This window comes from Sphingomonas kaistensis, from assembly GCF_011927725.1.
Classification (GTDB): Bacteria; Pseudomonadota; Alphaproteobacteria; order Sphingomonadales; family Sphingomonadaceae; genus Sphingomicrobium; species Sphingomicrobium kaistense.
This window is the reverse complement of the sequence record NZ_JAATJC010000001.1, coordinates 328,119-354,855: the sequence shown is the minus strand read 5'-3', so window position 1 is coordinate 354,855 and position 26,737 is coordinate 328,119. Positions and strand designations below refer to the sequence as shown.

20 protein-coding genes are annotated in these 26,737 nt (G+C 66.7%); 12 read left to right on the top strand and 8 right to left on the bottom strand.

The features are described from left to right. Positions 1 to 77 precede the first annotated feature (77 nt). Positions 78 to 2,453, bottom strand: a complete 2,376-nt coding sequence (gene glf / locus GGQ97_RS01615) for a UDP-galactopyranose mutase (protein ID WP_245197805.1) — start codon at positions 2,451 to 2,453, stop codon at positions 78 to 80. Between the two features lie 238 nt (positions 2,454 to 2,691). Here glf and GGQ97_RS01610 point away from each other — a divergent pair, with 238 nt between their 5' ends. From GGQ97_RS01610 to GGQ97_RS01575, 8 genes are all read left to right on the top strand, one after another. Next, the gene (locus tag GGQ97_RS01610; protein WP_168067334.1) at positions 2,692 to 4,224 is read left to right on the top strand and encodes an acyl-CoA carboxylase subunit beta; all 1,533 of its coding nucleotides are present in this window, start codon (positions 2,692 to 2,694) and stop codon (positions 4,222 to 4,224) included. Further along, entirely contained in the window at positions 4,221 to 4,640 is a 420-nt protein-coding gene (mce, locus tag GGQ97_RS01605; RefSeq protein ID WP_168067333.1) for a methylmalonyl-CoA epimerase, read from the top strand. Before GGQ97_RS01610 ends, mce begins: the two co-directional genes overlap by 4 nt. Continuing rightward, a complete protein-coding gene (locus GGQ97_RS01600; protein WP_168067332.1) occupies positions 4,640 to 4,888 on the top strand; it encodes a hypothetical protein in 249 nt (82 codons plus the stop codon). The genes mce and GGQ97_RS01600 overlap by 1 nt, the downstream gene beginning before the upstream one ends. Before the next feature lie 44 nt (positions 4,889 to 4,932). Continuing rightward, complete coding sequence (scpA, locus tag GGQ97_RS01595) at positions 4,933 to 7,065, top strand: methylmalonyl-CoA mutase (RefSeq protein ID WP_168067331.1); 2,133 nt, start codon at positions 4,933 to 4,935, stop codon at positions 7,063 to 7,065. After that, positions 7,062 to 7,913, top strand: a complete 852-nt coding sequence (locus tag GGQ97_RS01590; protein ID WP_168067330.1) for an alpha/beta hydrolase — start codon at positions 7,062 to 7,064, stop codon at positions 7,911 to 7,913. Before scpA ends, GGQ97_RS01590 begins: the two co-directional genes overlap by 4 nt. Before the next feature lie 31 nt (positions 7,914 to 7,944). Further along, a complete protein-coding gene (locus tag GGQ97_RS01585) occupies positions 7,945 to 8,289 on the top strand; it encodes a hypothetical protein (protein WP_168067329.1) in 345 nt (114 codons plus the stop codon). A gap of 38 nt (positions 8,290 to 8,327) precedes the next feature. Next, positions 8,328 to 10,328: an acetyl-CoA carboxylase biotin carboxylase subunit gene (locus GGQ97_RS01580; RefSeq protein WP_168067328.1), complete on the top strand. Its 2,001-nt coding sequence runs from the start codon at positions 8,328 to 8,330 to the stop codon at positions 10,326 to 10,328. A gap of 115 nt (positions 10,329 to 10,443) precedes the next feature. Beyond that, positions 10,444 to 11,256 (top strand): class I SAM-dependent methyltransferase, encoded by an 813-nt coding sequence (locus tag GGQ97_RS01575; protein ID WP_168067327.1) that lies wholly within the window; start codon positions 10,444 to 10,446, stop codon positions 11,254 to 11,256. 6 nt (positions 11,257 to 11,262) lie between these two features. On the opposite strand, the gene GGQ97_RS01570 is transcribed toward GGQ97_RS01575, so the two are convergent. From GGQ97_RS01570 to GGQ97_RS01560, 3 genes are all read right to left on the bottom strand, one after another. Further along, the gene (locus GGQ97_RS01570) at positions 11,263 to 12,021 is read right to left on the bottom strand and encodes an SDR family NAD(P)-dependent oxidoreductase (RefSeq protein ID WP_168067326.1); all 759 of its coding nucleotides are present in this window, start codon (positions 12,019 to 12,021) and stop codon (positions 11,263 to 11,265) included. Positions 12,022 to 12,104: 83 nt separating this feature from the next. Further along, on the bottom strand, positions 12,105 to 13,214 hold the full coding sequence (locus GGQ97_RS01565) for a S8 family serine peptidase (RefSeq protein ID WP_168067325.1): 1,110 nt from the start codon (positions 13,212 to 13,214) through the stop codon (positions 12,105 to 12,107). Positions 13,215 to 13,410: 196 nt separating this feature from the next. Next, entirely contained in the window at positions 13,411 to 14,940 is a 1,530-nt protein-coding gene (locus GGQ97_RS01560; RefSeq protein WP_168067324.1) for a type II secretion system protein GspD, read from the bottom strand. Between the two features lie 237 nt (positions 14,941 to 15,177). Between GGQ97_RS01560 and GGQ97_RS01555 the strand changes: the two genes are divergently transcribed. From GGQ97_RS01555 to GGQ97_RS14490, 4 genes are all read left to right on the top strand, one after another. Next, positions 15,178 to 16,290 carry an S-(hydroxymethyl)glutathione dehydrogenase/class III alcohol dehydrogenase gene (locus GGQ97_RS01555; RefSeq protein ID WP_168067323.1) on the top strand — a complete coding sequence of 371 codons (1,113 nt, stop codon included), beginning with the start codon at positions 15,178 to 15,180 and terminating at the stop codon, positions 16,288 to 16,290. A gap of 25 nt (positions 16,291 to 16,315) precedes the next feature. Next, positions 16,316 to 16,705 carry a VOC family protein gene (locus GGQ97_RS01550; RefSeq protein ID WP_168067322.1) on the top strand — a complete coding sequence of 130 codons (390 nt, stop codon included), beginning with the start codon at positions 16,316 to 16,318 and terminating at the stop codon, positions 16,703 to 16,705. A 13-nt stretch (positions 16,706 to 16,718) separates the two neighbouring features. Next, the gene (fghA, locus tag GGQ97_RS01545; RefSeq protein ID WP_168067321.1) at positions 16,719 to 17,555 is read left to right on the top strand and encodes an S-formylglutathione hydrolase; all 837 of its coding nucleotides are present in this window, start codon (positions 16,719 to 16,721) and stop codon (positions 17,553 to 17,555) included. A gap of 158 nt (positions 17,556 to 17,713) precedes the next feature. Then, complete coding sequence (locus GGQ97_RS14490) at positions 17,714 to 20,971, top strand: hypothetical protein (RefSeq protein ID WP_168067320.1); 3,258 nt, start codon at positions 17,714 to 17,716, stop codon at positions 20,969 to 20,971. A gap of 86 nt (positions 20,972 to 21,057) precedes the next feature. On the opposite strand, the gene pgl is transcribed toward GGQ97_RS14490, so the two are convergent. The 4 genes from pgl to GGQ97_RS01520 form a co-directional block, all read right to left on the bottom strand. Then, positions 21,058 to 21,759, bottom strand: coding sequence for a 6-phosphogluconolactonase (pgl, locus tag GGQ97_RS01535; RefSeq protein ID WP_168067319.1), 702 nt, complete (start codon positions 21,757 to 21,759; stop codon positions 21,058 to 21,060). Positions 21,760 to 21,862: 103 nt separating this feature from the next. Further along, on the bottom strand, positions 21,863 to 23,668 hold the full coding sequence (locus GGQ97_RS01530; RefSeq protein WP_168067318.1) for a TolC family outer membrane protein: 1,806 nt from the start codon (positions 23,666 to 23,668) through the stop codon (positions 21,863 to 21,865). Positions 23,669 to 23,853: 185 nt separating this feature from the next. Continuing rightward, on the bottom strand, positions 23,854 to 25,041 hold the full coding sequence (locus tag GGQ97_RS01525; protein WP_168067317.1) for a glycosyltransferase: 1,188 nt from the start codon (positions 25,039 to 25,041) through the stop codon (positions 23,854 to 23,856). 163 nt (positions 25,042 to 25,204) lie between these two features. After that, positions 25,205 to 26,512: a DUF1996 domain-containing protein gene (locus tag GGQ97_RS01520; RefSeq protein WP_168067316.1), complete on the bottom strand. Its 1,308-nt coding sequence runs from the start codon at positions 26,510 to 26,512 to the stop codon at positions 25,205 to 25,207. Between the last annotated feature and the right edge of the window lie 225 nt (positions 26,513 to 26,737).

Sequence of the window (26,737 nt, the reverse complement as noted above, 5' to 3'; positions counted from 1 at the left end):
CGGCCCCAGGCCGATTCGACGAAGAGGCTCCCGGCTGTGGGCCGGAAACCTCTTCGCCTGTCTCGGAAAAAGCGGCCTCAGATGGCCAGTCGAAGCTCCTGGCTGCTCGCGCCGGAGCGGGTGCGAACTTCGTCCATGCGGCGGAACGTCGCGAGGGCCTGACCGACGATCTGGTCCATGTTGTAATAGCGATAGGTCGCCAGGCGGCCGACGAAGGTCACCCCCGGGGTCGAATCGGCAAGCGCCTCGTAGCGCTTGAACAAGGCCTGGTTCTCCGGCCGCGGGATTGGGTAATAAGGGTCACCCTCCGCGCTCGGATATTCCAGCGTGATCGAGGTGCGCGGATGCTGCTGCCCGGTCAGGTGCTTATATTCGCTGATCCGGGTGTAGGGGATGTCGGTCGACGGATAATTGACCGTGCCCACTTCCTGGAACCACTCCTTGTCGATCGTCGAGTGGACGAACCGCAGCGAGCGGTAGGGCAGCTTGCCGAAGCGCCAGTCGAAATATTCGTCGATCGGACCGGTGTAGATGATGTGCGCGGCGTCGATCTCGTTGCGGACGTCGCGGAAATCGGTGCCGAGCGACTTGTCGATAAGCGGATGGTCCAGCATCCGCTCGAACATCCGGGTGTAGCCCTCGAGCGGCATGATCTGGTGCTTGTCGGTGAAGTAGCGGTCGTCGGTATTGGTCCGCGTCGGGATGCGCGCCGTCACCAATTTGTCGAGCTCGCTCGGGTCGAGGCCCCATTGCTTGCGGGTATAGCCCTGGAAGAACAGCTCGTAGAGTTCGCGTCCGACGGCGTTGACGACGACGTCCTCGCTGGTCTTGATGTCCGCCACCGGCTCGGCCCGCGCCGCCAGGAAGGCGGCGGCCTCCTCGTCGGTCTTGAGTCCGGCGTCGAACAGCATGTTCAGCGTGGTGCGGTTGATCGGGATCGGCACCTGCTGCTCGCGGACGTTGGCGAGCACGCGGTGCTCGTAGGGCCGCCATTGCGTAAATTGCGACAGGTAGCTGACGATCTCGTCGCTGTTGGCATGGAAGATGTGCGGCCCGTACTTGTGGTACAGGATGCCGTTCTTGTCATATTCGTCATAGGCATTGCCGGCGACGTGATCGCGCTTGTCGATCATCATCACGCGGGCGCCATGCTGGGTCGCAAGCCGCTCGGCCAAGACCGAACCGGCAAAGCCGCAGCCGACGATCAGATAGTCATACTTCTTGTTCTTGCTGTGCGTGGTGTGGCCCTTGCCGAACGCCGGGCGCTCGATCTTCTGGCCCTGCTCGGTCACATCGCCGAGCAGCGCGGCCATCCGCGCCTGGGTCGTGTCCCAGCTCATGTCGGACAGCGCGAGGTCGACTTCGGCCAGCCAGTCGCCGCCTTCACCGCCGGACAGGGCGAGCGCGCGGTCGCCCGCTTCGACGAACTGCTCGGCAGTGGCGGCGATCATCACGCCCGACAGCTTCTCGTAGTGCCGCTTGACGTCCTTGATCGGGGTCGAGACCACCGGCTTGCCGGCGGCGAGATATTCGGGCGTCTTGGTCGGCGAGATGAAACGCGTCGCCTCGTTGATGGCGAAGGGCATCATCGCGACGTCCCAATTGCCGAGATAGGTCGGCAGCTCGGCGTAGCTCTTGCCGCCGAGGTAATGGATGTTGGAGCGGCGCGGCAGGTCGTCTTCGCTGATCTTCACCACCGGGCCGACCATCACCAGCTGCCAGTCGGGCCGGAGGTCGGCGACATGCGCGAGGAGGTCGAGGTCGATCCGCTCGTCGATCACGCCGTAGAAGCCGAGCCGCGGATGGGCGATCCCGGCCTGGTCGGCTGGATCGGCGATCCCGCCGCGGGCGGCGCCGAAGTGGGCGCGATCGACTGACGACGGGAAGGGGTGGACGTTGCCGTGCCGCTTCTTCTTGGCCTCGTAGAGCGAATAGCCGCCGGTGAAGACGATGTCGGCCAGGTCCAGCAGTTCACGCTCGAGATCGAGCAGTTCGGTCGGGGCGAAGCGGAACGCGCTCAGCTCGTCCATGCAGTCGTAGACGGTGGCGACCGCGTCGAGATGCCGCGAGAAGGGCAGCATCATCGGGGTGTAATACCAACGGATCAGGCGCCCCTTGAGGGCCGCCGAATAGTCGTCGAGCAGGCCCTTGAGCACCGTGCGCTCGGCATCGACTTCAAGCCCTTCGGGAATGCGCGGCGTGACCACCGTGACATTGGGCATGTCGGTGGCCGGGCGCACGTCGAGCGAGGGGCCGGCACCGGCTTCGGCGGGGATCGGCTCTTCCCACACCACTACCGGCATCGACTTGGCGAAGCGGCTCATCAGATGCTGGGGGCGCTGGAAGACGAAGTCCCAGCGGAGGTGCGAGAAACACAGAAGCGTGGTCTGTTTGTTCGGGAAAGCCGGAACCTGGGAAGAGCCAGAGCCGTGAACGCCGACTTTGTCGAACATGCGAAAGGAACCTCTCAATGGAGATGAAGAACTGCAGCAAAACGTTGGCGGACCGAGTCGCGTTCCGTCGGGAAGCCGACCGTGGGTCCTGTCGTGCCGTGGTGCGATACGGATTTCTCGCACTGCACCACTGTTAAACGGAGTTTGCTCACCCTTTGTTCCGGCCAACCTGCCGTGGTGAGCGCGAATATTTCGCAAAGTTGACGGCGCTCAAGCTTGCGTCGAAGAGCCTGTTTCCATGAGCAGCACCATTGCAGAACTCGAACGCCGCCGCGAAGCCGCCCATGTCGGCGGCGGCACCAGGCGGATCGACGCCCAGCACGCCAAGGGCCGCCTGACCGCCCGCGAGCGGCTTGCCGTCCTCCTCGACGAAGGCAGCTTCGAAGAGGTCGACGCCTTTGTCGAACATAATGCGACCGAATTCGGGATGGCCGACCAGCGCTTCCCGGGCGACGGCGTGGTGACCGGCAGCGGCACCATCAACGGCCGCCTGGTCTATGTGTTCGCGCAGGATTTCACCGTGTTCGGCGGCTCGCTGTCCGAGCGGCACGCGCAGAAGATCTGCAAGATCATGGACGCTGCGATGAAGGTCGGGGCGCCGGTGATCGGCCTCAACGATTCGGGCGGCGCGCGCATCCAGGAAGGAGTCGCCAGCCTCGCCGGCTATGCCGAGGTGTTCCAGCGCAACGTGCTGGCGTCGGGCGTGGTGCCGCAGCTCAGCCTGATCATGGGTCCATGCGCGGGCGGGGCGGTCTATTCGCCGGCGATGACCGACTTCATCTTCATGGTGAAGGACAGCTCGTACATGTTCGTCACCGGCCCGGAGGTGGTGAAGACCGTCACCAACGAAGTGGTGACGCAGGAAGAACTTGGCGGCGCGGTCACCCACACCACCAAGTCGTCGGTCGCCGACCTCGCGCTCGAGAACGACATCGACGCGCTGCTGGCGGCGCGGGAATTCTTCGACTTCCTGCCGCTGTCCAACCGGGTGTCAGTGCCCGAGCGGCCGAGCGAGGATCCGTGGGACCGCGCCGAGCCGAGCCTCGACACGCTGATCCCGCCCAGCGCCAACCAGCCCTACGACATGCACGAGCTGATCCGGAAGGTCGCTGACGAAGGCGACTTCTTCGAACTTCAGCCCGCGCACGCCGCCAACATCATCATCGGCTTCTGCCGCATCGAAGGCCGCACCGTCGGCGTGGTCGCCAACCAGCCGATGGTTCTGGCCGGCGTGCTCGACATCAACTCTTCCAAGAAGGCCGCGCGCTTTGTCCGCTTCTGCGACGCGTTCGACATCCCGCTGCTGACCTTTGTCGACGTGCCGGGCTTCCTCCCCGGCGTCGGGCAGGAGCATAACGGCATCATCAAGCATGGCGCGAAACTGCTGTTCGCTTATGCCGAGGCGACCGTTCCCAAGATCACGGTCATCACCCGCAAGGCCTATGGCGGGGCCTATGACGTCATGGCCTCCAAGCATTTGCGCGGCGACTTGAACTACGCCTGGCCGACCGCCGAAATCGCGGTGATGGGCGCCAAGGGCGCGGTGGAGATCATCTTCCGCCAGGACCGCGGCGACGCCGACCTGATCGCCGCCCGCACCAAGGAATATGAAGACCGCTTCGCCAACCCCTTCGTGGCGGCGAGCATGGGCTTCATCGACGACGTCATCCAGCCGCAGGAGACCCGCCGCAAGGTCGCGCTGGGCCTGCGCAAGCTTAAGGACAAGAGCCTCGAGAACCCGTGGAAGAAGCACGACAACATCCCGCTATGAAACTCGGACGCCTGAACCATGTCGGGGTCGCCACCCCGTCGATCGAGCGCAGCCTCGAAACCTATCGCACCCTGTTCGGCGCCGAGCCGTCGTCGCCGCCGTTCGACCTGCCGGCGCAGGGCGTGCGGGTGTGCTTCGTCGATGCGCCCAACAGCCAGATCGAGCTGATCGAGCCGCTTGGGGCCGACAGTCCGGTGGCGAAGTTCATCGAGAAGAACCCGCAGGGCGGGCAGCATCATGTCTGCTTCGAAGTCGACGACATCGACGCGGCGCGGGCGCATTTCGAGGGGCTCGGCACGCGCATCCTCGGGCCCACGCGGATCGGCGCGCACGGCACGCCGATCTTCTTCCTGCATCCCAAGGACACCGGCGGCACCCTGACCGAGATCATGGAAAGCCCGAAGCAGGCGCATTGATGGGCGGGCGCGGCGAGGAATTGCTGATCGGCGCGCTGTGCGCCGTGCTTGCGCTGTTCCTCTTGGCGCGGATCGGCGGCGCGTTGCGCACCGGCGAAGTGCCGCTCTACCGTACCCGCCTCAACCGCTCCGATGCCGGCGAAGCGCGCTTCTGGGGACTGGTGCTGATCAACGCCGCGATGTGCGGGCTGCTGGTCTTCGTCGCCGCCGACCTCCTGCTCGGCCTCGGCTATCGGAGCGGCCGCTAAGCCAAGGGTTTTCGAGCCGCCCGCTTGGGTTTAGGGCCGGGCCCATGTCCACCGACAAACATGACGCCTGGAAGACCCTCGCCGCCAAGGAAGCGCGGGGGCAAGACCTCAGCCGCACCACGCCCGAGGGGATTACCCTCAAGACCGTCTACGGCCCCGAGGATGCGGCGGGCATCGACCCCGGCTATCCCGGCGTCGCGCCCTACACCCGCGGTCCCTATGCGACGATGTACGCCGGCCGGCCGTGGACCATCCGCCAGTACGCCGGTTTCTCGACCGCCGAGGAGAGCAACGCCTTCTACCGCCGCAACCTGGCGGCAGGACAGAAGGGGCTGAGCGTTGCCTTCGACCTCGCCACCCACCGCGGCTACGACAGCGACCATCCGCGCGTCACCGGCGACGTCGGCAAGGCGGGCGTCGCGATCGACAGCGTCGAGGACATGAAGCTGCTGTTCGACGGCATCCCGCTCGGCGAGATGAGCGTCAGCATGACCATGAACGGCGCGGTGCTTCCGGTGCTCGCCTTCTACATCGTCGCGGGCGAGGAGCAGGGGGTCGACCGCAACCTGCTGTCGGGCACCATCCAGAACGACATCCTGAAAGAGTTTGCGGTCCGCAACACCTACATCTACCCGCCGCAGCCCTCGATGCGGATCGTCAGCGACATCATCGCTTTCACCTCGCGCGAGATGCCCAAGTTCAACAGCATCTCGATCTCGGGCTATCATATGCACGAGGCCGGCGCGACGGCGGTGCAGGAGATGGCCTACACGCTCGCCGACGGCATGGAATATGTCCGCGCCGCGGTGAAATCGGGCCTCGACATCGACGCCTTCGCGCCGCGGCTGAGCTTCTTCTGGGGCATCGGGATGAACCTCTTCATGGAGGTCGCCAAGATGCGCGCCGCGCGCACCCTTTGGGGCCGGATCATGACAGACCTCGGCGCCCGGACCGAGAAGTCCAAGCTGCTGCGCACCCACTGCCAGACCAGCGGCGTGTCGCTGACCGAGCAGGACCCCTACAACAACATAGTCCGCACCACGATCGAGGCGCTTGCGGCGGTGCTTGGCGGCACCCAGTCGCTCCACACCAACAGCTTCGACGAGGCGATCGCGCTTCCGACCGACTTCTCGGCCCGGATCGCCCGCAACACCCAGTTGATCCTTGCCGAGGAGAGCGGCGTCACCGCGGTCGCCGACCCGTTGGGCGGAAGCTGGTATGTGGAGGCGCTGACCCGCGAGCTGGAGGACAAGGCCTGGGCGCTGATCCGGGAGGTCGAGGCGCATGGCGGGATGACCAAGGCGGTCGCCGAGGGACTGCCCAAGCGCCGGATCGAGGAAGCCGCCGCGACCCGCCAGGCCAAGGTCGACACCGGCGAGGCGGTGATCGTCGGCGTCAATCGCTACCGCCTGCCGGAAGAAGCCGATCTCGACATCCTCGAAGTCGACAATGCCAAGGTCCGCGCCGGGCAGATCGAACGGCTCCAGCGGATCCGCGCCACGCGCGACGAGGGCGCGGTTCGCGCCGCGCTGGAAGCGCTCGAGCAAGGTGCCCGGAGCGATTCCAACCTCCTCGCGCTCAGCGTCGAGGCCGCCCGCGCCCGCGCCACGCTGGGCGAGATTTCCGATGCCCTCGAAAAGGTATTCGGCCGCTATGCCACCAAGCCCGAGCCCGTGTCCGGCATCTACGGCCAGCGCGCCGACGTCCACTGGGAAGAGGCCAAGCAGGGCACGGTCGCCGTCAGCCAGCGCCTCGGCCGCAAGCCGCGGATGCTGGTCGCCAAGATGGGCCAGGACGGCCACGACCGAGGCGCCAACCTGGTCAGCTCGGCGTTCGGCGACCTCGGCTTCGAGATCGTCGCCGGTCCGCTGTTCCAGACCCCGCGCGAAGCCGCCGAACTGGCGGTCATTGCCGACGTCGACGTGGTGGGCGCAAGCAGTCTCGCGGCGGGGCACAAGACCCTGATCCCCGAGCTGATCGGCCAGTTGAAGGACATGGGCCGTCCCGACATCAAGGTCATCGCCGGCGGCGTCATCCCCGCGCAGGATTATGCCGAGCTTCGCGCCGCGGGGGTGCAGGCGATCTTCGGTCCCGGCACCAACCTCGCCGACGCCGCCGACGAAGTCCTCCGCCTGCTCGGCCACAACAAGCCGCCGATCGACCAGGCCGCCGAATGAAGGCGCTGCTGGCCGCCGCCTTGCTGCTCGGCATGCCGGCGGCGGTGGAGGGGCAGGTTCGCGCCACGCCGATCACCATCGGCACCAGCCACGGCCTCGACTCCAGGGCGCTTGGCGAAGCGCGCACCATCAACGTCGTGCTTCCGCCAGGCTATGCCAAAGCGACGGCCAAGCGTTACCCGGTCATCTACCTCCTTGACGGCGGGGTCGAAAAGGACCTGCTGCACGTCGCGGGGGTGGTCCAGCTCGGCTCGATCTGGGGCCGGATGGACGAGGCGATACTCGTTGGGGTCGAGACCAGGGACCGCCGCCGCGAGCTGGTCGGCAAGACGAGCGATCCCGAACTGCTCAGGAAATACCCGACCGCCGGCGCCTCCGCCGCCTTCCGCGCCTTTCTCCGCGACGAGGTGAAGCCGCTGGTCGAGCGCGAGTATCGCACCAGCGGCAAGACCGTCGTGATCGGCGAGTCCCTCGCCGGGCTCTTCATCGTCGAAACCTGGATGACCGAGCCCGCGCTGTTCGATGGCTATGCCGCGATCGACCCCAGCCTGTGGTGGGACAAGGAAGCGCTGAGCAAGCGCACCGCCACCATCGGCGCCGCCCAGCGCGGCAAGCGGCTCTACGTCGCGCTCGCCAGGGAGCAGCTCGAAACACCCGCCGCCGCCAACCGCGTGGCCGCCGCCGCTCGCTCGGCTGGGTCCGACCTGTGTCTCGCCGCCCGGCCGGACCAGACCCACGCCACCATCTATCAGCAGGTCGAAGCGCAGGCCTTGCAATTCCTCCTGCCGCCCGCACAACCGGCACCACCCGAATATGGGTTCGAAACCGGGTGCTCGCCGCGACGGTGACGCCGCGGGAACGAGGGGTGGGGGGGAACATATGGACGAAGATGAAACGCCGCCCGTCAGTGAGGCCGACCGCCTGCTATACGACTGGTTCAAGCATCTGACGTCCCTGTCGCTGCTGGCGATCGGCGGTGCCTTGTCGCTGTCGCAGGCGGGCGGGGCGAAGGTCGATCCGATCCCGCTCGGGATCATCGTGATCGCGATGGGCGTCGCCGGGGCCTGCTCCTTCTCGGGCGCCGACCAGCTGGTCCGTGCCGCAGCCGAGGGCAAGCCAGTGCCCCGCAGCGCGCGGCTGCTGCAACGCGCCGCGCCGGGTTTCCTGGGCATGGGCGTCGGCGCCTTCATGGCGGTGTTCATCGGGGGCCTTGCCGGCGCATAGCTTTGCTTGGCGCGGCAGGGGCGCTAGGCACTGGCCCCATGTTCTCCAAGATCCTGATCGCCAATCGCGGCGAAATCGCCTGTCGCGTGATCCGCACCGCGCGGAAGATGGGCATCAAGACCGTCGCGGTCTATTCCGACGCCGACGCCCGCGCCCCGCACGTCGAACTGGCCGACGAGGCCGTGCGCCTAGGGCCGCCGCCAGCCGGTGAAAGTTATCTCAAGGCAGACCTGATCATTGCCGCGTGCAAGGCGACGGGGGCCGAAGCCGTCCACCCGGGCTATGGCTTCCTGTCCGAGCGCGCGAGCTTCGTCGAGGCGCTTGCGGCGGAGAATATCGCCTTTATCGGCCCGCCGGCCAACGCCATCGCTGCGATGGGCGACAAGATCGAATCGAAGAAGCTGGCCCAGGCTGCCGGCGTCAACGTCGTCCCCGGCTTTCTCGGCGACATCGCGACCACCGACGACGCGGTGCGGATCGCGGGCGAGATCGGCTATCCGGTGATGATGAAGGCTTCGGCCGGCGGCGGCGGCAAGGGCATGCGCCTGGCCTGGAGCGAGGCCGACGTCCGTGACGGCTTCGAGGCGACCAAGCGCGAGGGCCTAGCCAGCTTCGGTGACGACCGCGTGTTCATCGAGAAATTCATCGAAAGCCCGCGCCACATCGAGATCCAGCTGCTCGGCGACAAGCATGGCAACATCGTCTACCTGAACGAGCGCGAGTGCAGCATCCAGCGCCGTCACCAGAAGGTGGTCGAGGAAGCGCCCTCGCCGTTCGTGACGCCGAAGATGCGCAAGGCGATGGGCGAGCAATGCGTCGCGCTGGCCCAGGCGGTCGGCTATCACAGCGCGGGGACGGTCGAGCTGATCGTGTCGGGCGCCGATACAACGGGCGAGAGCTTCTACTTCCTCGAGATGAACACCCGGCTGCAGGTCGAGCATCCGGTGACCGAGGAGATCACCGGCCTCGACCTCGTCGAACAGATGATTCGCGTCGCTGCGGGTGAGCCGCTCGGCTTCACCCAGGACGACGTCCAGCTGAACGGCTGGAGCGTCGAGACCCGTGTCTACGCCGAAGACCCTTATCGCGGCTTCCTGCCGAGCACGGGGCGGCTGGTCCGCTACCGGCCGGCAAAGGTCGGAACCGAGGGCGACACCCGCACGCGGGTCGACGACGGCGTCCGCCAGGGCGGCGAGATCTCGATGTTCTACGATCCGATGATCGCCAAGCTGATCACCTGGGCCCCGACCCGCGAGGCGGCGATCGAGGCGCAGGTCGAGGCGCTGGACGGGTTCGACATCGGCGGGATCAGCCATAACGTCGACTTCCTGTCGGCGCTGATGCAGCACCCGCGGTTCCGGTCGGGCGAGATCACCACCGGCTTCATCGCCGAGGAATATCCCGACGGCTTCGCCGGCGCGCCGCTCGACGACACGCTGACCGCTGACTTGAGCGCGCTCGCCGCCTTTATCGCGACGGTGCACGAGAGCCGCGCTCTGCGCATCGACCAGCAGCTGGGAACGCCCGTTACCGCCGCCCGCGAACATGTCGTGCGGCTCGACGGCGGGGCCGAGCATCATGTCCGATTCACCCTCGACAAGGTGACGGTCGACGGCGGCCAGCCGCTTGCCTTCGAGGCGGATTATGCCCCCGGCCAGCGGCTGATCCGCGCCAGCGTCGGTCATCGCAGCCGCACCGTTCTGGTGGAGAAGCAGGGTCGCAGCTGGCGCATGACCACGCGCGGCGCCAGCCACCGGGTGACGGTGATGACCCCCACGGTCGCCGAGCTCGCCCGCCACATGATCGAGAAGGTCCCGCCCGATCTCTCGCGCTTCCTGCTTGCGCCGATGCCGGGGCTGGTCACGCGGCTGGACGTCGCGGTCGGCGACAAGGTCGAGGCCGGGCAGCCGATCGCGGTGATGGAGGCGATGAAGATGGAGAACATCCTCCGCGCCGAGAAGAGCGCGACGGTCAAGGCGACCCCGGTCAGTGCCGGGTCCAGCGTCGCGGTGGACGAGGTCATCGTCGAGTTCGAGTAACACCGACTTGTGCTAGCGTTGCGTCCGGCGGCCTCGAGCGATTCGGCAGTGGCTGCTTACTCCTGCGTCGGGCGACCGCCCCCCTTGGCGGTCCAGCAAGCATGCGGAGCACGTCATGAACGCCAACAAGGCCTTGTGGGAAAAGGGTGACTTCACCCGCATCGCCGACGCGATGCGGCAGAGCGGGGCCGAACTGGTCGAACGGATCGGGGTCAGCCCGGGCGAGCGCGTCCTCGACCTTGGCTGCGGGGACGGCACCACGGCCCTTCCCGCCGCCGAGCGCGGGGCCGACGTCCTCGGCGTCGATATCGCCGCCAACCTCGTCGCCGCCGGCAATCGGCGGGCGCAGGCGGCGGGCCTTGCCAACTGCCGGTTCGAGGAAGGCGATGCGAGCGACCTTGCCGGGATCGCCGACTCCAGCTTCGACCGCGTCGTCACCGTGTTCGGCGCGATGTTCGCGCCGCGGCCGGACGACGTCGCGAGGGAGATGGCGCGGGTGACCCGCCCCGGCGGCACGATCACCATGGGCAACTGGATTCCCGGCGACCCGACCCTGGTGGCGCAGATCCTCAAGACCAGCGCGGCTTATTCGCCGCCGCCGCCCGAAGGCTTCGTCAGTCCGATGCTGTGGGGGCAGGAGGAGCATGTCCGCGCCCGTTTCGCCGCAGCGGGGATCGACGACGTCAGCTGCGAGCGCGACAGCTTCGTGTTCCGGCACGGTGGCCCGCCGGCCGATTTCGTCGCCCACTTCCGCGACTATTACGGCCCGACCATGAACGCCTTCGCAGCGGCCCGTGACAGCGGCCGCGACGGGGAGCTCGAACGCGAATTGGTCGACCTGTTCGAGCGGCAGAACGGGAGCGGCGATCCGCAGCGGACCGAGATTCCCGCGACCTTCCTCCGGGTTACCGCGACCAAGCCCGGCTGAGCAGCCTCAGGCGCTGGTCCCGCCGTCGATCGTCACGCACGCGCCGTTGACGCCGCTCGCGGCGGGCATCAGCAACTGCATGATCGCGTGGGTCACTTCCTCGACGGTGATCAGCCGTCCGTTGCCGTTGGCGCGGGCGAGCAGGGCCCGTGCTTCCTCCACGCTCTTGCCGGTCGCGCCGGCGATTCGGGCGGCGCTGTCGTCGACCATCGGGGTGTCGACGAAGCTCGGGCAGATCGCGTTCACCGTCAGCCCGGTGCGGGCGAATTCGAGGGCCAGGCTGCGGGTCAGGCCGACCGCGCCATGCTTGGACGCGACATAGGGCGCGGCCATCGCGCCGCCTTTCAGCCCGGCGACCGAGGCGACGATCACCAGCCGCTTGCCGGGCGCCTGGAGGTCGGGAAGCGCGAGTTGCGCCCCGTCGAACAAGGCGGTGAGGTTGGTGGCGATGATCGCGTTCCACATCTCGCGCCGCGTGCGCTGGAACGGGCGGCTGTCGCCGATCCCGGCGTTGAGGATGACATAGTCGAGCGGGCCAAACGCCTCGCGCGCTTCGGCGAAGGCGCGCGCCTGTGCCTCTGCGTCGGTCACATCGCACACGATCGCCCGGCCGCCGGTCTCGGCTGCAACTGCCTCGAGCGGTTCGCGGCGGCGGCCGAGGAGCGAGACGTTGGCGCCGGCGGCGGCGAGGGCGCGGGCGGCGTCGGCGCCGATGCCGGTCCCGCCGCCGGTGATGAGGGCATGCTTGGAGGTCGCAAAGGTCATGCCGCGCACCCTAGCCCCGGCGAGCGCAAAGGAAAGGGCGGCCCGGTCGCCCGAGCCGCCCTCCCTCAGCCTGGTAGTGAGGCTTACTTGACGCCGATCACGTCGGCCGGCGAGGCCGGATCGCCCGTCACGGTGCCGCCGCTGCGGACCGCGCCCGCCAGCAGCAGGCCCGCGAGGTGCGGGGTCGCCATGCTGGTGCCGCTGATGGTGTTGTAGCCACCGTTCAGCCAGGTCGACTTGATGGCGACGCCGGGCTCGGCATAGTCGATCGGCGGGTTGCCGTAGTTGGAGAAGCTCGCCCACTTGTCGCCGACGGCGAAGGCCGAAACGGTGAAGATGTTCGAACCGTTGGCACGGCCCGGCGAGCTGTTGTTGGCATTGGTGCTCTCGTTGCCGGCTGCAAGCGCGAAGCGGACGCCGCCCGCCGAGGCATTGATCACCGCCTGGTCGAGTGCGGTCGAGACACCGCCGCCGAGGCTCATGTTGGCGACGTCGCCGGCACGGCCGTTCTGCGCGACATAGTCGACGCCGGCGATCACGCCCGAGTTGCTGCCCGAGCCGCGGCGATCGAGCACGCGAACCGCAACCACCGGAGCGCCGGCGGCGACGCCGACCACGCCCGAACCGTTGGCACGCGCGGCGATGGTCCCGGCGACGTGAGTGCCGTGGCCGTTCTGGTCGATCGGCGAGGTGTCACGCAGGAAGCTCTTCGAACGGCTGGTGTCGAAGTTGAGGTCGGCATGCGGCGAAATGCCGGTGTCGATCACCCAGGCCGTGTTGTTGCCGGTGTAGGCGGCGCCGCCACCGACGCGGGCGATGCCCCACGGGGTTTCCTCGGCCATCGTGCCGACTTCGGGCTTGCCCTGCGCGGTGATCGGCCCGGCGGTCACGACCTGGTCCTGCTCGCAATATTCGATGTTGGGGTTGTTCTTCTGCATGTTCTCGACGGCCTGGGCCGGGAGTTCGGCAGCAAAGCCGCGGATCGCGACCGAGTAGACGTGGGTCACGCGGGCGCCGACGCTCTGTGCCGAACGATTGGCTTCGGCCTGGGCCTGCCCGCGACTGACTTCGCGCGCCTTGAATACGCAGATGTAGCTGTTCTGGATCTTCTCACCGCGCTGCTGCGCGGCAGCCGGTGTCGCTACCAGGGCAACCGCCATGGCCGCAGCCGACGTCATCAGGATGGTCCGCATAAAATCCCCTTCTTCTTGACCGCAGACCCCCAATTTGGCCCCGGCGGATAGGGGAAAGCTAACCACGATTCGGCGCTTGTCCAGAAGAAAAATTGCGCTAAATCAATATGTTAATACACATTTTTGGATGTAAGCGAGGGTATTCGTGCCGGCGATCCGGCAGCGGAGGAATCAGTCCGGAAGCGGTGCTGGACGACTAGCCGGGCGATCCTCCCGTCAGGCCCGGAACGGCTGGGGAAGGGGCCGGCTGGACCGGCACCTCGTTGCGCCGATGGCGCACGATCCGTGGAGTGATGACGATATAAAGCTCGGTCTTGGCCCGCGTGCTGCGCTCGTTGCGGAACACGGTGCCGAGGATGGGGATGTCGCCCAGGATCGGAAGCCGGCCCTTGGTGCGGAGATTATTCTCCTGGGTCAGCCCGCCGATGACGAAGGTCTCGCCGTCGCGCACGCTGGCGCTGGTCTCGGCCTCGCGCTGGCTGATGGTGGGATAGCCCTGGCTGTAGCCGGTGACCGACGACACCACGCCGTAGATCTGGCTGGTGACAAAGCCGTCGGTCGACACCCGCGGCGCGATCTGCAGGGTCACGCCGACGTTGACGTACTGGACCTGCTGGCTGACCCCGTTGACCCCGGACAGGGTGATCGAGGTCAGGATCGGAAGCGCGTCGCCGGTGATGATCTTGGCGGTCGAGCCCGATTGCGCGGCGATCCGCGGGCGCGACACGATTCGGCCTTCGCCGCGCTGGACCTGGGCATAGATGGCTGCCTGCAGGACGCCCGACTTGAACGGCGTGGTCGGGTCGTTGCCGAAAGAGGTGTTGGCGCCGAGCGTGATCTGGCCCACCGCAATCTGGCCGTCGCGGTTGGCGAGGTCGAGGCCGAGGTTCTTGACCCCCTGCTCGGTCAGTTCGACGAACTGGGTTTCCAGGATCACGCTGTCCACAGGCACGTCGATCGCGGCGATCTGGGCCTTGACCCGTGCGATTCGCTCGGGCGTGCCGGTGATCCAGATGGCGTTCAACCGGCGGTCGACCGCCAGGCCCTTGCCCGGGAAACTTTGCCCCAGCGGCAATTGGTTCTGCTGCTGCGCCTGGTTCTGGTTGTTATTATACTGGTTCTGGCTGCTTGCGGTGGCAATCGACCCGAAGCCCGGTTCGCGGCGGATGAAGACGTTGTTCGGCTGGATCGTCTCGCCTTCGACCAGCAGGCCGATGACTTCGCTGACGTCGGCATATTTCAGCGCCACCAGCTCGTAGCTGTCGCCGTCGAGCCCCGGCTCGACATAGGCCGGAAGCGAACTTGCCGGGGACACCGGCTCGGTCCCCGATCCGATCGGGCGGGCGCCGATCGCCTCGTCGCCGGACAGGCGCTGGACGATCACCTGCAGCGTGCGGTCGCCGGCCGGCTGGACGCTGACCTGCGCCGGACCAACGGTGTCGAACCGCCACAGCAGCCCGCTGTCGCTGGTTTCGAACGTCGACGAGCGGACCAGCCCGCGATAGCTCGCCTGGGGCGGGATCCGCGGCGCGCGCAGGGTTGAGCGGAGCAGCAGTTCGGGGCGGGTCGGATTGTTGTTGAGCGCCGCGGTCTGCGGCTCGGCCGGGGAGAAGCGGATGATGAAGGCCGCGCGATTCTCGTCGAGGGTGACGGTTTTCACTTCTTCGACCACCGACGGAATCGACTGCGCGGAAACGGTCGCGGGGAATCCCACGAGAAGCAGCAAGCCAAGGCGCGCCGTTGCGCGTCGGAAGGTGATCAGTTCGGCTCTCCCCCGGGCGGCACCCCCGCGGCGCCGATCCAGAAAATCGTTGAAGCGCGGCAGCTTAGGGTCGGATCGGTCTCGTGCAAGGACTTATTGTCGCCGTTTCGCAACGCCCTGTCGCTAATCGGCACGTCTTTGCCAAGCGCGTGCCGCTGTGCCACGGCTCTGGCGAACCGAACCAGTTGCGAGACCCAGTTGATGAAGACCCGCGCCGCCGTCGCCTTTGCCCCCAGGCAGCCGCTCGAGATTGTCGAGCTCGACCTCGAAGGGCCCAAGGCCGGCGAAGTGCTGGTGGAAATCATGGCGACCGGCATCTGCCACACCGATGCCTACACGCTCGACGGGCTCGACAGCGAGGGCATCTTCCCCTCGGTCCTCGGCCACGAAGGCGCCGGGATCGTCCGCGAGGTCGGGGCAGGGGTCACCTCGGTGAAGCCGGGCGACCACGTCATTCCGCTCTACACCCCCGAATGCCGCCAGTGTAAGTCGTGCCTCAGCGGCAAGACCAACCTGTGCACCGCGATCCGCGCCACGCAGGGCAAGGGGCTGATGCCCGACGGGACCACCCGCTTCAGCCACAAGGGCGAGCCTATCTTCCATTACATGGGCTGCTCGACGTTTTCGAACTTCACCGTCCTGCCCGAGATCGCGGTCGCCAGGATCCGCGAGGACGCGCCGTTCCAGACCAGTTGCTACATCGGCTGCGGGGTGACGACGGGGGTCGGAGCGGTGGTCAACACCGCCAAGGTCCAGGTCGGCGACAATGTGGTGGTGTTCGGGCTCGGCGGGATCGGCCTCAATGTCGTCCAGGGTGCCCGGCTGGCCGGTGCGAACAAGATCATCGGCGTCGACCTCAATCCCGACCGTGAGGCGTGGGGCCGGCAGTTCGGCATGACCGACTTCCTCAACACGCGCGGCATGAGCCGCGACGAGACCGTGGCCAGGATCGTCGAGATGACCGACGGCGGGGCGGACTATACGTTCGACTGTACCGGCAACACCGAAGTCATGCGCACCGCGCTCGAAGCCTGCCACCGCGGCTGGGGGACGAGCATCGTCATCGGCGTCGCCGAAGCCGGCAAGGAAATCGCCACCCGCCCATTCCAGCTGGTCACCGGCCGCAACTGGCGCGGCACCGCGTTCGGCGGCGCCAAGGGGCGAACCGACGTGCCCAAGATCGTCGACTGGTACATGGACGGCAAGATCGCGATCGACCCGATGATCACCCACGTGCTCAGCCTCGAGGAGATCAACAAAGGCTTCGACCTGATGCACCGCGGCGAGAGCATCCGCGCGGTCGTGGTGTACTGAGCAGCAATCCGGAGGAGAAACACCGATGTTTTCGCACGTCATGATCGGGTCGAATGACCTCGAGCGATCCAAGAAATTCTACGACGCTGTGTTCACCGCCATTGGCGGGCGGGAGGGCCGCGTCGATCCCAAGGGCCGCGTCATGTACCTCAAGGACGGCGGCATCTTCATCATCACCAAGCCGATCGACGGCGAGGCGGCGACGCACGGCAACGGATGCACTTTGGGCTTTTCGGTGACCGGGCCGGAGCAGGCCCATGCCTGGCACGAAGCCGGGATCGCTGCCGGCGGGACCCCGATCGAGGACGACCCCGGAGTTCGCAGCGGCATGGGCGTCAACCTCTACCTCGCCTATCTGCGCGATCCCGACGGCAACAAGATCTGCGCCATGCACCGGATGCCGGCCGACGCCTGAGGCCCCGACCGACATGCAGATCAGCTCCGACGTCCTCAGCCACGGCGGCCGCCAGCTCGTCGTCACCCACGATAGTGCGGCGACGGCGACGCCCATGACCTTTTCGCTGTTCCTCCCCCCGCAGGCGGAACACGGCAAGGTGCCGCTGGTGACCTATCTGTCGGGGCTGACCTGCACCCATGCCAACGTCACCGACAAGGGCGAGTATCGCCGGTCCTGCGCCGAGCGCGGACTCGCCTTCCTTGCCCCCGACACCTCTCCGCGCGGGGACGGCGTGGCCGATGCCGAAGGCTGGGACATCGGCCTCGGCGCCGGTTTCTACGTCGATGCTACCGAGGCCCCGTGGTCGGCCAACTACCGGATGTGGAGCTATGTCACCGAGGAGCTTCCCACGCTCCTCGCGGGCGAATTCCCGATGCTCGACAGGGGGCGGCAGGCGATCAGCGGTCACAGCATGGGCGGGCACGGCGCGCTGACCGTGGCGCTGCGTCATCCCGGCCGCTTTCGCAGTGTGTCGGCCTTTGCCCCGATCGTCGCGCCGAGCCAGGTGCCGTGGGGCGAAAAGGCATTTTTCCACTATCTCGGGGCAGACCGGGAAGCCTGGCGCCAGCATGATGCGGTGGCCTTGATCGAGCGCGGCGGCCGCCTGCCGGCGCTCAAGGTCGATGTCGGCGGCGCCGATCCGTTCCTGGAACGCGAGCTGCGGCCCGGCCTCCTCGAGCAGGCCTGCGCCGCCGCCGGCCAGCCGCTCGAACTGGCGGTGCAGCAGGGCTACGACCACAGCTATCATTTCGTGTCGACGTATATGGCGGCGCACCTCGACTGGCACGCCAGCCGCCTGAAAATTTAACTCAGGTTTAATTTCCGGCCCAGAATAGTGACGGAAAAACCACAGTTACCGCCTTTCTCCTCTGGGCGGAAACCCTGAGTGGCTGCCCTCGTTACCCGGGAACTGAAATTATCAGGGGAGCGTGCGGCTGTTCGCCCTTCCCGCAGGGGAGTAACATCATGACAAATCGGTACACCAGGCTTGCGCTGCTGGGCACAGCATCGACCGCGATGGCCGCGCTGTTCGTGCCCGCCGCCGCCTCGGCGCAGAGCAACACCACCTGCACCCTGCGTGCGGGCACCACCAACACCTACGACTGCGTCAACGGCACCACCGGCGTGTCCACCGTGACGGTGACCAACGGCACCTTCACCGGCACCGCTCCGCTGACCTTCACCACCGCCACCGGTGACCTCACGGTCGGCGCGACTGCGGTCAACGGCGGCGTCATCACCAACACCACCGGCGGCCTCGGCAACGACGCCATCCGCCTCCGCAACACCGCCACCGGCGGCGCCATCACGCTGAATGCCGCGGGCCAGAACATCACCGTCCTCGGCACCGATGTCAGCGCGATCGACTTCGCGGCCACCAACGGCCCGGTCACCATCACCGCCGGCAACCTCAGCGCACCGGGTGCGCAGAGCTTCGGCATCTACGGCACCGGCGCTTCGACCGCCAACGTCACCGTCGGCAACATCAACACCGGTGCGACCGGCGCCAACATCTTCGCGTCGGGCAACATCAACTTCACCAGCGGCACGATCACCAATGCCAATGGCTATGCGCTCGACCTGCAGAGCACTGGCGGAACCGTCACCGCCACCACCGGCGCGATCAATTCGAGCCTGCTCGGCGTCCAGCTGATCGGCACCGGCGTCAGCTTTACCGGCGCCGGCATCACCAGCCGCGACTTCGGCATCATCGCCACCGGCTCCACCGGCCCGGTCACCCTCCGCACCGGCGCTGTCAGCAGCGTCGCGGCGGCTGGCATCAACGCCACCAGCACCACCGGCGCGATCGACATCGGCAACTGCCCGACCGTCGCCACCACCGGTGCCAATGCCCCCGGCATCGTCGCCACCACCACCACCGGCAACATCACCGTCAATTGCGGCGCAGTGACCACCGCCGGTGCGGGCAGTGACGGCGTCAACCTGTCGAGCACCAGCGGCAACGTCAGCCTGACCACCACCAGCGTCAACACCGGCACCGGTGCCGACAGCGACGGCGTGGTGATCGCCACCGCCGGCACCGTCAACGCCACCACCGGCACCATCGCCACCGGCGGCGCCGCTGCGGACGGCCTGCAGATCACCGGCGGCGCGGGCGCGGTTACCGCAACCGTTGCCGGCGTCACCACCACCGGCGCCAATTCCGACGCAATCTCGATCACCCGCTCGGGTCCGGTCACGGTCACCAACACCGGCACCATCGCCGTCAGCGGCGCCAACAGCGTCGGCATCGACGTCGCCACCACCGGCACAGGTGCGGTCAACGTCACCACCGGCGTGGTCAACTCGACCGCTGCCAACACCGCCGCCGATCCGAGCTTCGCCGCGGTGCGCGTTGTTGCAGCCGGCGCTGCGCCGGTCACCGTGACCGCCAACGGCAACATCACGTCGGCCGCCGGGTCGGGCATCTGGGCCCAGACCGCCGGCACCTCCAGCGTTACCGTCAACTCGGGCGTCACCGTCAGCGCGCCGACCGCCATCACCCTGGGCGGTGCGACCGGCAACACCCTGGTCGTCAACGGCACCCTCACCAGCACCACCGCCGGTACCGGCGGCTACGTGCTTGCGCCGGGCGCTGGCCCGCTGACCCTGACCGTCGGCGCCGCCGGTTCGATCAGCGGTCCGCTGACCTTCGGTGCGGGCAACGACACCTTCACCAACAACCGCACCGCCGGCTACACCCAGTCGGGCGCGCTCAGCTTCGGTGCCGGCAACGACACCTTCAACACCAGCACCATCTTCACCCAGAACGCCGCCATCACCTTTGGTGACGGCAACGACACGGTGAACAACACGGGCGTCTACAACGCATCGGGCACCACCGACTTCGGCGCGGGCACCGACACGTTCAACAATGGCACCACCGGCACCGGCGCGCTTCCGGGCACGCTGAACGCGTTCAGCGGCGCGACCTTCACCGGTCTCGAGGCGTTCAACAACAACGCCGGCCTGATCGACCTGCGCGACGGCGCCACGGGTGACGTCCTCAACCTCGGCACCGCCAACTACACCGCGACCGGCAATGCCCGTCTCGGGGTCGACGTCGGAAGCGCCAATGGCGTCCTCACCGCCGACCGCCTGGTCTACGGCGGCACCACCACCGGCATCACCACCGTCCTCCCGACCTTCCTCACCGGCGGCGTCGTGGTCGACACCACCGGCGCGCTGATCGTCGATGCCGGAACCGTCGCGGCGGGGCAGTATGTCCTGGCCGGGCCGACCAACGCGGGGCTCGTCAACTTCGGGCTCGAAACCCGCGGTTCCGACGTGTTCCTGACCGGCCGCCCGGACGAGGCAACCGCCGACCTGCTGTTCGTCAACCGCATCGGTAACGACATCTGGTACCAGTCGGCGGAGGCCTACCAGTCCTACGCGATGAGCCGCCGGGTCGACTTCGGCAACGAGCGCAAGAGCCCGGTCGGGATCTGGGCCCAGCTCTACAACTCGAAGGAGCGCTTCGGTGACCGCAACCGGTCGACCACCGCCTTCGGGACGGCGCTCACCACCTCGGCCCGCTTCGAGACCAAGCGTCGCGGTGCCCAGGGCGGGATCGAGTTCGGCGCGCCGAGCTTCCTGGTCGGCGCCACTGTCGGTTACGAACATGCCGAGGGCGGTACCGACTTCGGCACCGACATCGACGCCGAGGGCTACAACTATGGTGTCTACGGCCAGTTCGGCGCCCAGCAGGGCCTCTATGCCGGCGTCCTCCTGAAGCGTGACGTCTATGACGTCCGCGTCACCAACAACTCGGTCGGCGCGCTGACCGTCATTCCGGAAGGCAAGAGCACCGGTATCGACGGCGAAGTGGGCTTCCGCTTCGGCAACCCGGGCAGCCTCAACTTCGACGTCGGAGCGGGCCTCAGCTACGTCCGCAGCCGGATCGACGACTATAACTTCGGCAACCTGACGTTCGACAACGACCGCTACACCAGCACTCGTGGTCGACTGCAGGCCCGGGCTTCCTTCGCCGGGGCGATCGCGCCGTTCGTCGACGGCAAGATCTTCCACGAATTCGGCGATGCGTCCGACCTGATCGTGCGTTCGGGTGCGCTGACGACCGGCCTGGTCGATCAGAAGCGCGGCACCTGGGGCCGGCTCGAGGCCGGAATCGGCGGCGGCGCGGGCGGTGGTCCGCTGCTGTCGGCCTTCGTCGACCTCGGCGATGTCCGCGGCTGGGGCCTGCGCGGCGGCTTCCGCTTCTAAGCGAAAGTCTCACGGCAAAAGGAAGGGCGCCGGGAGCAATCCCGGCGCCCTTTCTGTTGCGCTGCCAAAGAATGAAATGAGGGGCGTTACGGGGCCCAGTGAATGTCGATCGGCTGCTCGGCCTCGGCCAGCACGCGGCCGATCGGAAGCTTGCTCGACTGTCCGTCGGCGATCGCCTGTTCCAGCAGGGCGCGCTTGTCGGCGCCGGTGATGGTGATGATCAGGGTCCGCGCCGACAGCAAAGAAGCGCGGGTCAGCGTCACCCGCGGGACCGGCATGTCGGCCGGCATCGGGTCGGGCGTTACGCCGACCGCCCGGCGCGCCTTGGGCGCATCCAGTGCGTTCTGCATGTCGGCACCGGGAAAGATCGAGGCGGTATGCCCGTCTGCGCCCATTCCCAGCCAGACGAGGTCGGGCGGCCACGGCAGGTCCTGCAGCCGGGCGTCGGCGATATTGCCCGCCGCGGCGACATCGGCATTCTCGCCGCCGATCGGGATCACCCGGGCACCCGCCCGCATGAAGCTTTGCGCCAGCAGGCGCGCATTGCTGCGTTCGTCACTGACCTCGACCAGCCGCTCGTCGGTGGGGACGATGGTGACCTTCTTCCAGGCCAGCTTCTGCGCCGCCAATTTCTTGAAGATCGGCCCCGGCGTGTTGCCTCCCGGCAGCGCCAGAAGCGAGGCGTCGCGCGCGTCGATCGCGCTTTCGATGATGAATCCGACATCGCCGGCGACCGCATCGGCCATCTCCTCGACGCTGTCATATTCCCACCATTCGGCTTCGATCATCGCATGTCCTTCACTTCGGTTTTCGATCGCAAGTCGAGCGCCTTCGTCCCGCGCGGGGGCGGGGTCAAGGCTGGACTGGCGACTGGCATGGGGGTTCTCGGCGTCAGTCGCGGCGAACGGGGTAGCAGGGTGTGGCACCGCTCAGGCCGCGGCAGGCCGCCTCCGCCTCGGCCCGGCTTGCATAGGGCCCGACCAGCAGCCGGGTCACGCTTCCGGCCGGGACATAGCTCGGCTCCTTCGGCCCGACCCGCGTTGCAAGCCGCGCGAACAGCGCCTGCGGAGCGCCCGGACGGGCAAAGGCGCCAAGCTGGATCGCCCAGCGGCCGGGGGCGGGCGCGGGGATGGAGGCGGGGGCGGGCCTCGCCTCGGCCACCGTCCGGACCGGCGCCACCGGTGGCGCAAGCACGGCCTTGACGGCGGGTGATACCGCCGGGACCTCGTTTGCAGCCAGCATGGGGGGCGCAGCGCCGACCCGGTCCGGCGCCGCTTCGGCCAGTTTCTGGGTCGGGGTGGAGCGCGGCACATGCTTCTCCGCGCCGCCCCAGTCGCTCCACGCCCCGGCGACCTTGTTGTAATTGCCCAGCGGATCGTAAAGCGAGCCGCCCTCCAGCCCGAGGTCCTCGGAGCTTGCCTGGCCCATCGCCTGAAGCAGCCGGAACCCCGCCACATACGCATCGCGCCGCGACGCGATCAGCTGGACCTGCGTGCCCAGCAATTCCTGCTCGGCGTTCAGCACCTCGATCACGGTGCGTGATCCGACCCGCCGCTCGGCCCGGGTCCCGCGTAGGGCGAGCTCGTTGGCGCTGACCGCATCCTGGTTGGACGCGATCGCCTTCAGCGAGGCCTGGTAGGTCATGAAGGCCGAGCGGGCGTTGGCGACCACGGTGCGCTCGGTCGCGACCGTCTGCTCGAGCAATTGCCCTTCGGCCGCGCGGGCCTGGCGGATCCGGGCCGCCGGGGCACCGCCCTGGTAAAGGGGGATGCGGGTGGTCAGGCCGACGCTGGTCTGGACCCCGGCGCGCGGCACCCCGATCCCGGGCTCGTCGGTGACATAACTGACATAATCGCCGCCAAGCACCCCCGACAGGCTGGGAAGCCGGTCCGCAAAAGCAACACGTACATCCATTCCCGCCGCCCGAGCCTGCTGCAACACCGCAGTCAGGCGGGGATTGCGGGCAATGGCGATCCGCGCCGCCTCGCTTGCCGTGGCGGGAAGAGGCGGAAGCGGGGGCGGGGAGGCGAGCTGCTCCGGCCGCCGGCCAATCACCCGCAGGAAGCTCTCCTCGCTGACCCCGAGCCGCGATTGCGCCAGTGCCAGTTGCGCGGTGGCGCTGCTCAGCCGCGCCTGCGACTGGGCGATGTCGGTGCGGGTCAGGTCGCCGGCCTCGAACAATTGCTGGGTGGCGCGCAAATTCTCAGCGAGGACGCGGACCTGGTTCTGGTTGAGATCGAGCACCGCGCGGTCGCGCAGTACGTCCATATAGGCTTCGACTGCCTCGGCGAAGACGTCGCCCTCCACCGCGCGCAGCGCCGCCCGTCCGGCTTCGACCCGGGCCTTGGCGGCGTCCACGGAATTACGGATTCGGCCGCCCGCGAACAGCGGCAGGTTGACGTCGAGCCCACCCGACAGGATCGGCCCCTTGGAGCGGCTGGTGACGAGCACGCCCGAGCGGGTGAGGTCGCGGTTGATGCCGACCGTGGCGGCGATCTGCGGCCGGGACTGGGACCCGGCGAGGGCGACGGTCGCGTCGGTGCCCTTCAAGACCTCACGCTGGGCGTTGAGCGCCGGACTGGTGCCGTAGGTGGCCCGCAACGCATCGCGCAGCGTGTCCGCGGCGGCCGTTCCCGCGCCGGCGAGTGTCAGGACGGCAGCGGCGCACGCGAACAGCCGACAAGGCCGTGCACCCACTTTGAAAGTCGCCTTCGCCCCTCGCAACGACCAGCCCCCTTCGCCGCCTGCCGCTTCCTCTGCATCGAGCAGCCCTCGGGCCCGCGTCAGACAAGGAGGAAACTGCCGCCAGAGTGGACCACGACCCGCCCGAGGGCAAGTTCAGTTAACGCGGTTAACCCGGTGCTGCGACGAATGGACGGGGCTCAATGCGCCCCGGACTTCCTGTCGTCGAAAGCGGCTAAAGTGCGGGCAAGAAGGTAGGGCGCCTCGTCGCCCTGCGTGACCCAGTCGAAGATCATCGTGCGCCAGTCCGCCGTCGCCTGCAGGTCAGCCCAGCTTATATCGGCATTGCGTGAGAGCGTGGCATAGAGAAGAGTATCGGAGACAGTCCTCCTGATGGCTGCTGCAAGGCTCCGTGGATTGGCGTTGGCAGCCACGGATGCGGTGACACCATCCCTCATGATGGGCACGAACATGGGATGATCGCTGCAGACAATCGGGGTCCGGCTGGCAATCGCTTCGATCAGGACGAGCGGGAAGCCCTCGGTATACACTCTTCTGCTCGGCACCACGATGACGTCTGCAGAGCTGAAGAGCGTCCTCACCTGATCGTTCGAGACAAGCCCAAGGAAGTCCAACCTGTCGGCTATGCCCTTTTGTTTCGCCAGGTCCCGATAATGGTCGATGGTTCCATTGCCGGCGATACTGCACCGGACGTTCACTCCTTTGTCGACCAGCCTCGCCACTGCGCCAATGAGGTCGCCAACGCCCTTTTCCTCATTGACCGATCCAGCATAAGCCAAGTGGATCTCGTCCTGACCACCCGTCGACTTCGCGGACGCCGTCGCGAGTGATGTCGAAACGGGAATATTCCACGCAACCAGCTTTCGCCGGTCCACCCCCAGATTCGCCAGATGTTCTGTCGCGGGAGGACAATGGTTCGATACGAAGCGGAACTTGGGATTATTCAGCACGCTGGCGATGCGGCGACGTTCCAGGGATGCTCGGATACCCCGCCGATTGTAGCTGTTCGCGAGGATCGGAAAGCCGCGGGAACGATCGGAGGCGCCTGCATGCAGGAGCTTGGGGTCCGGCATGTGAAGGATCGACGTGTCGGCTGGATAGTGGTGGAATGCCTGGACTGCGTGAGGATCGCTATACTTGCTCGCGCCCAAGTCCGTCACCGTCAGCCCCTCCGCTGGTGAGCTGCTTTTTTGGGTGGGAGTGATGAAGCTGAATACCCGTATATCCAGCTTCTCGGCCGCGAGGTCGAGAAGCAGGCGGGCAACTTCATTGTGAGTGGCGTAGACCTGTGCCTCCCCCTCGCGATAGCGGCGGATAGCTTCGACGAAGTCACCTGCGAAGAAGTAGAAATTCACCCGCTCTTTCATTCTCGCCCCACGATGACAGTGCGAAGCCTGCTTGGAACATCGAGTTGTGCTGGTCAAACGATGTGCTGCCGCCGCAGCAACGATTGGCTACGATGCTGTGATTCAAAGCGAAGGCGCGCTCTGCGTGGACGAGGTCAAGTTTGAGCGGAGCATTGGCGAGACGTCACTCAACCGGGATCGGCACAAGACGCGGCTCGGCCTGCTTTACAGCCCAGGAGCCGCGCAACTGCTGGCCGTTCCCCAAGTCGCCGCCAGAGCAGCTAAGCAACTTGTTGATGCAATGGTCATGGAACATGCGGTGCGTGATCGGATCCCAGGCCATGAAGAAGTCCGCGTGGTAAGTGGAGCCCACGGGTTGCCCAGGCGCCATCGCATCAGACGAGAGCGACCACTTCAGCGCGTCGGCATCTAAGGTAAAGTTTGCCTTCATGGTGAAGAAGGGGATCACGTAAGGGTGTGTCGCTGGGCACTTTAGATAGCCCCAGGTGCCATAGGACGGGTAGGCAACGTGATCTCTATGATTAGGGCTGTCCAAGCGCTTACCGTCCCAGCAAGCCGGCGCCTCTCCTTCTGTTGTGACCGATGCCATGCGGCCACTTGCGTCGGGCCGGAGCGGACAGGCGGCGATTGCCTTCCCAAGGCTGTCAAATTCCGTTTGCTGCCCACTTGGCAGGGTGCAGTTAAAGCGAAAGCCACCCGTTGAGGGTTTGCTGAGGTCGAGCATGTCGCGGCCGAAAATGAAACGCAACCCATTTGGTAAATCAACCGCTTGGCCCATGTACCTAGGATTGGATGGATCACTCACGATTGGATCTGTTGCCGGGCGCCGTTTGTAATAGATGCTGACCCAGTCCGGCCGGACAACTGAACCCTTCCCGTTGAGCATGGCAGGCTGCCAGTATGCGGAACGATTGAGGGCAAGTGCTCCGGGCGCGAAGGGATCTCCGACTTCATTGCAGGTCGAGCCGCCTTCGGCACGCAGAGAGGCGTAGGTGCTGTCGCTATACACCCGCGTGTTGCCGAAAAATTGGTGCAGGTGGTTTGATTTTGTGCCGCGTGGACCGGGATTCACAATGGGATCAACCATTGCGATCTGGCCAGGACGACAGATAAATCGGAACGCCCCAACGACATCCGGAGCACCAGATTTGGGTAGGTCGCCAGTACCCCCATTTGGCCGCAGGCCGAGCTTGCTGTCGAAATTGCTTTTGATCGCGGGGAGGCCGGTCAGCGAAGGGGAGGCAATCGGGTCCGGGACCACGGCTGTTGAGGGAAGCATGTGATCGACAACAGCATGCCCCGGCTGGGAGGCGGAATGGTCATCGCGGACACCGCTCAACGGCGCGCTCATGACGCTGGTTGTCGTTGCCACAAGTTTGCGGGCAAAGGGAAGATGCGCGAATCCTGCTGCGGCGACGGAGGCTGCGATACAGGACAGCAGCAGAACTGCGTTATCAGTAGCAAACTTCAAGATGCTCTCCGGGCTCTCCATCTTAGTCCGATCTTGCCTTGCAAGCGAGCCCCCAGACCCTTTTGCGCGATGGATCATGTTATGGGGACTTGCTGGGCCGTGGCACGGCATACGCCTCGAGCACTCTTGTCCTACAGGCTGACCTTCAGGCTTTTGCCTGCGTGCAGCCTGCCAGCACGGTCAATCTCTCGTCAACGAGTGGCTATCGGCGTTTGAGCAGAGAGC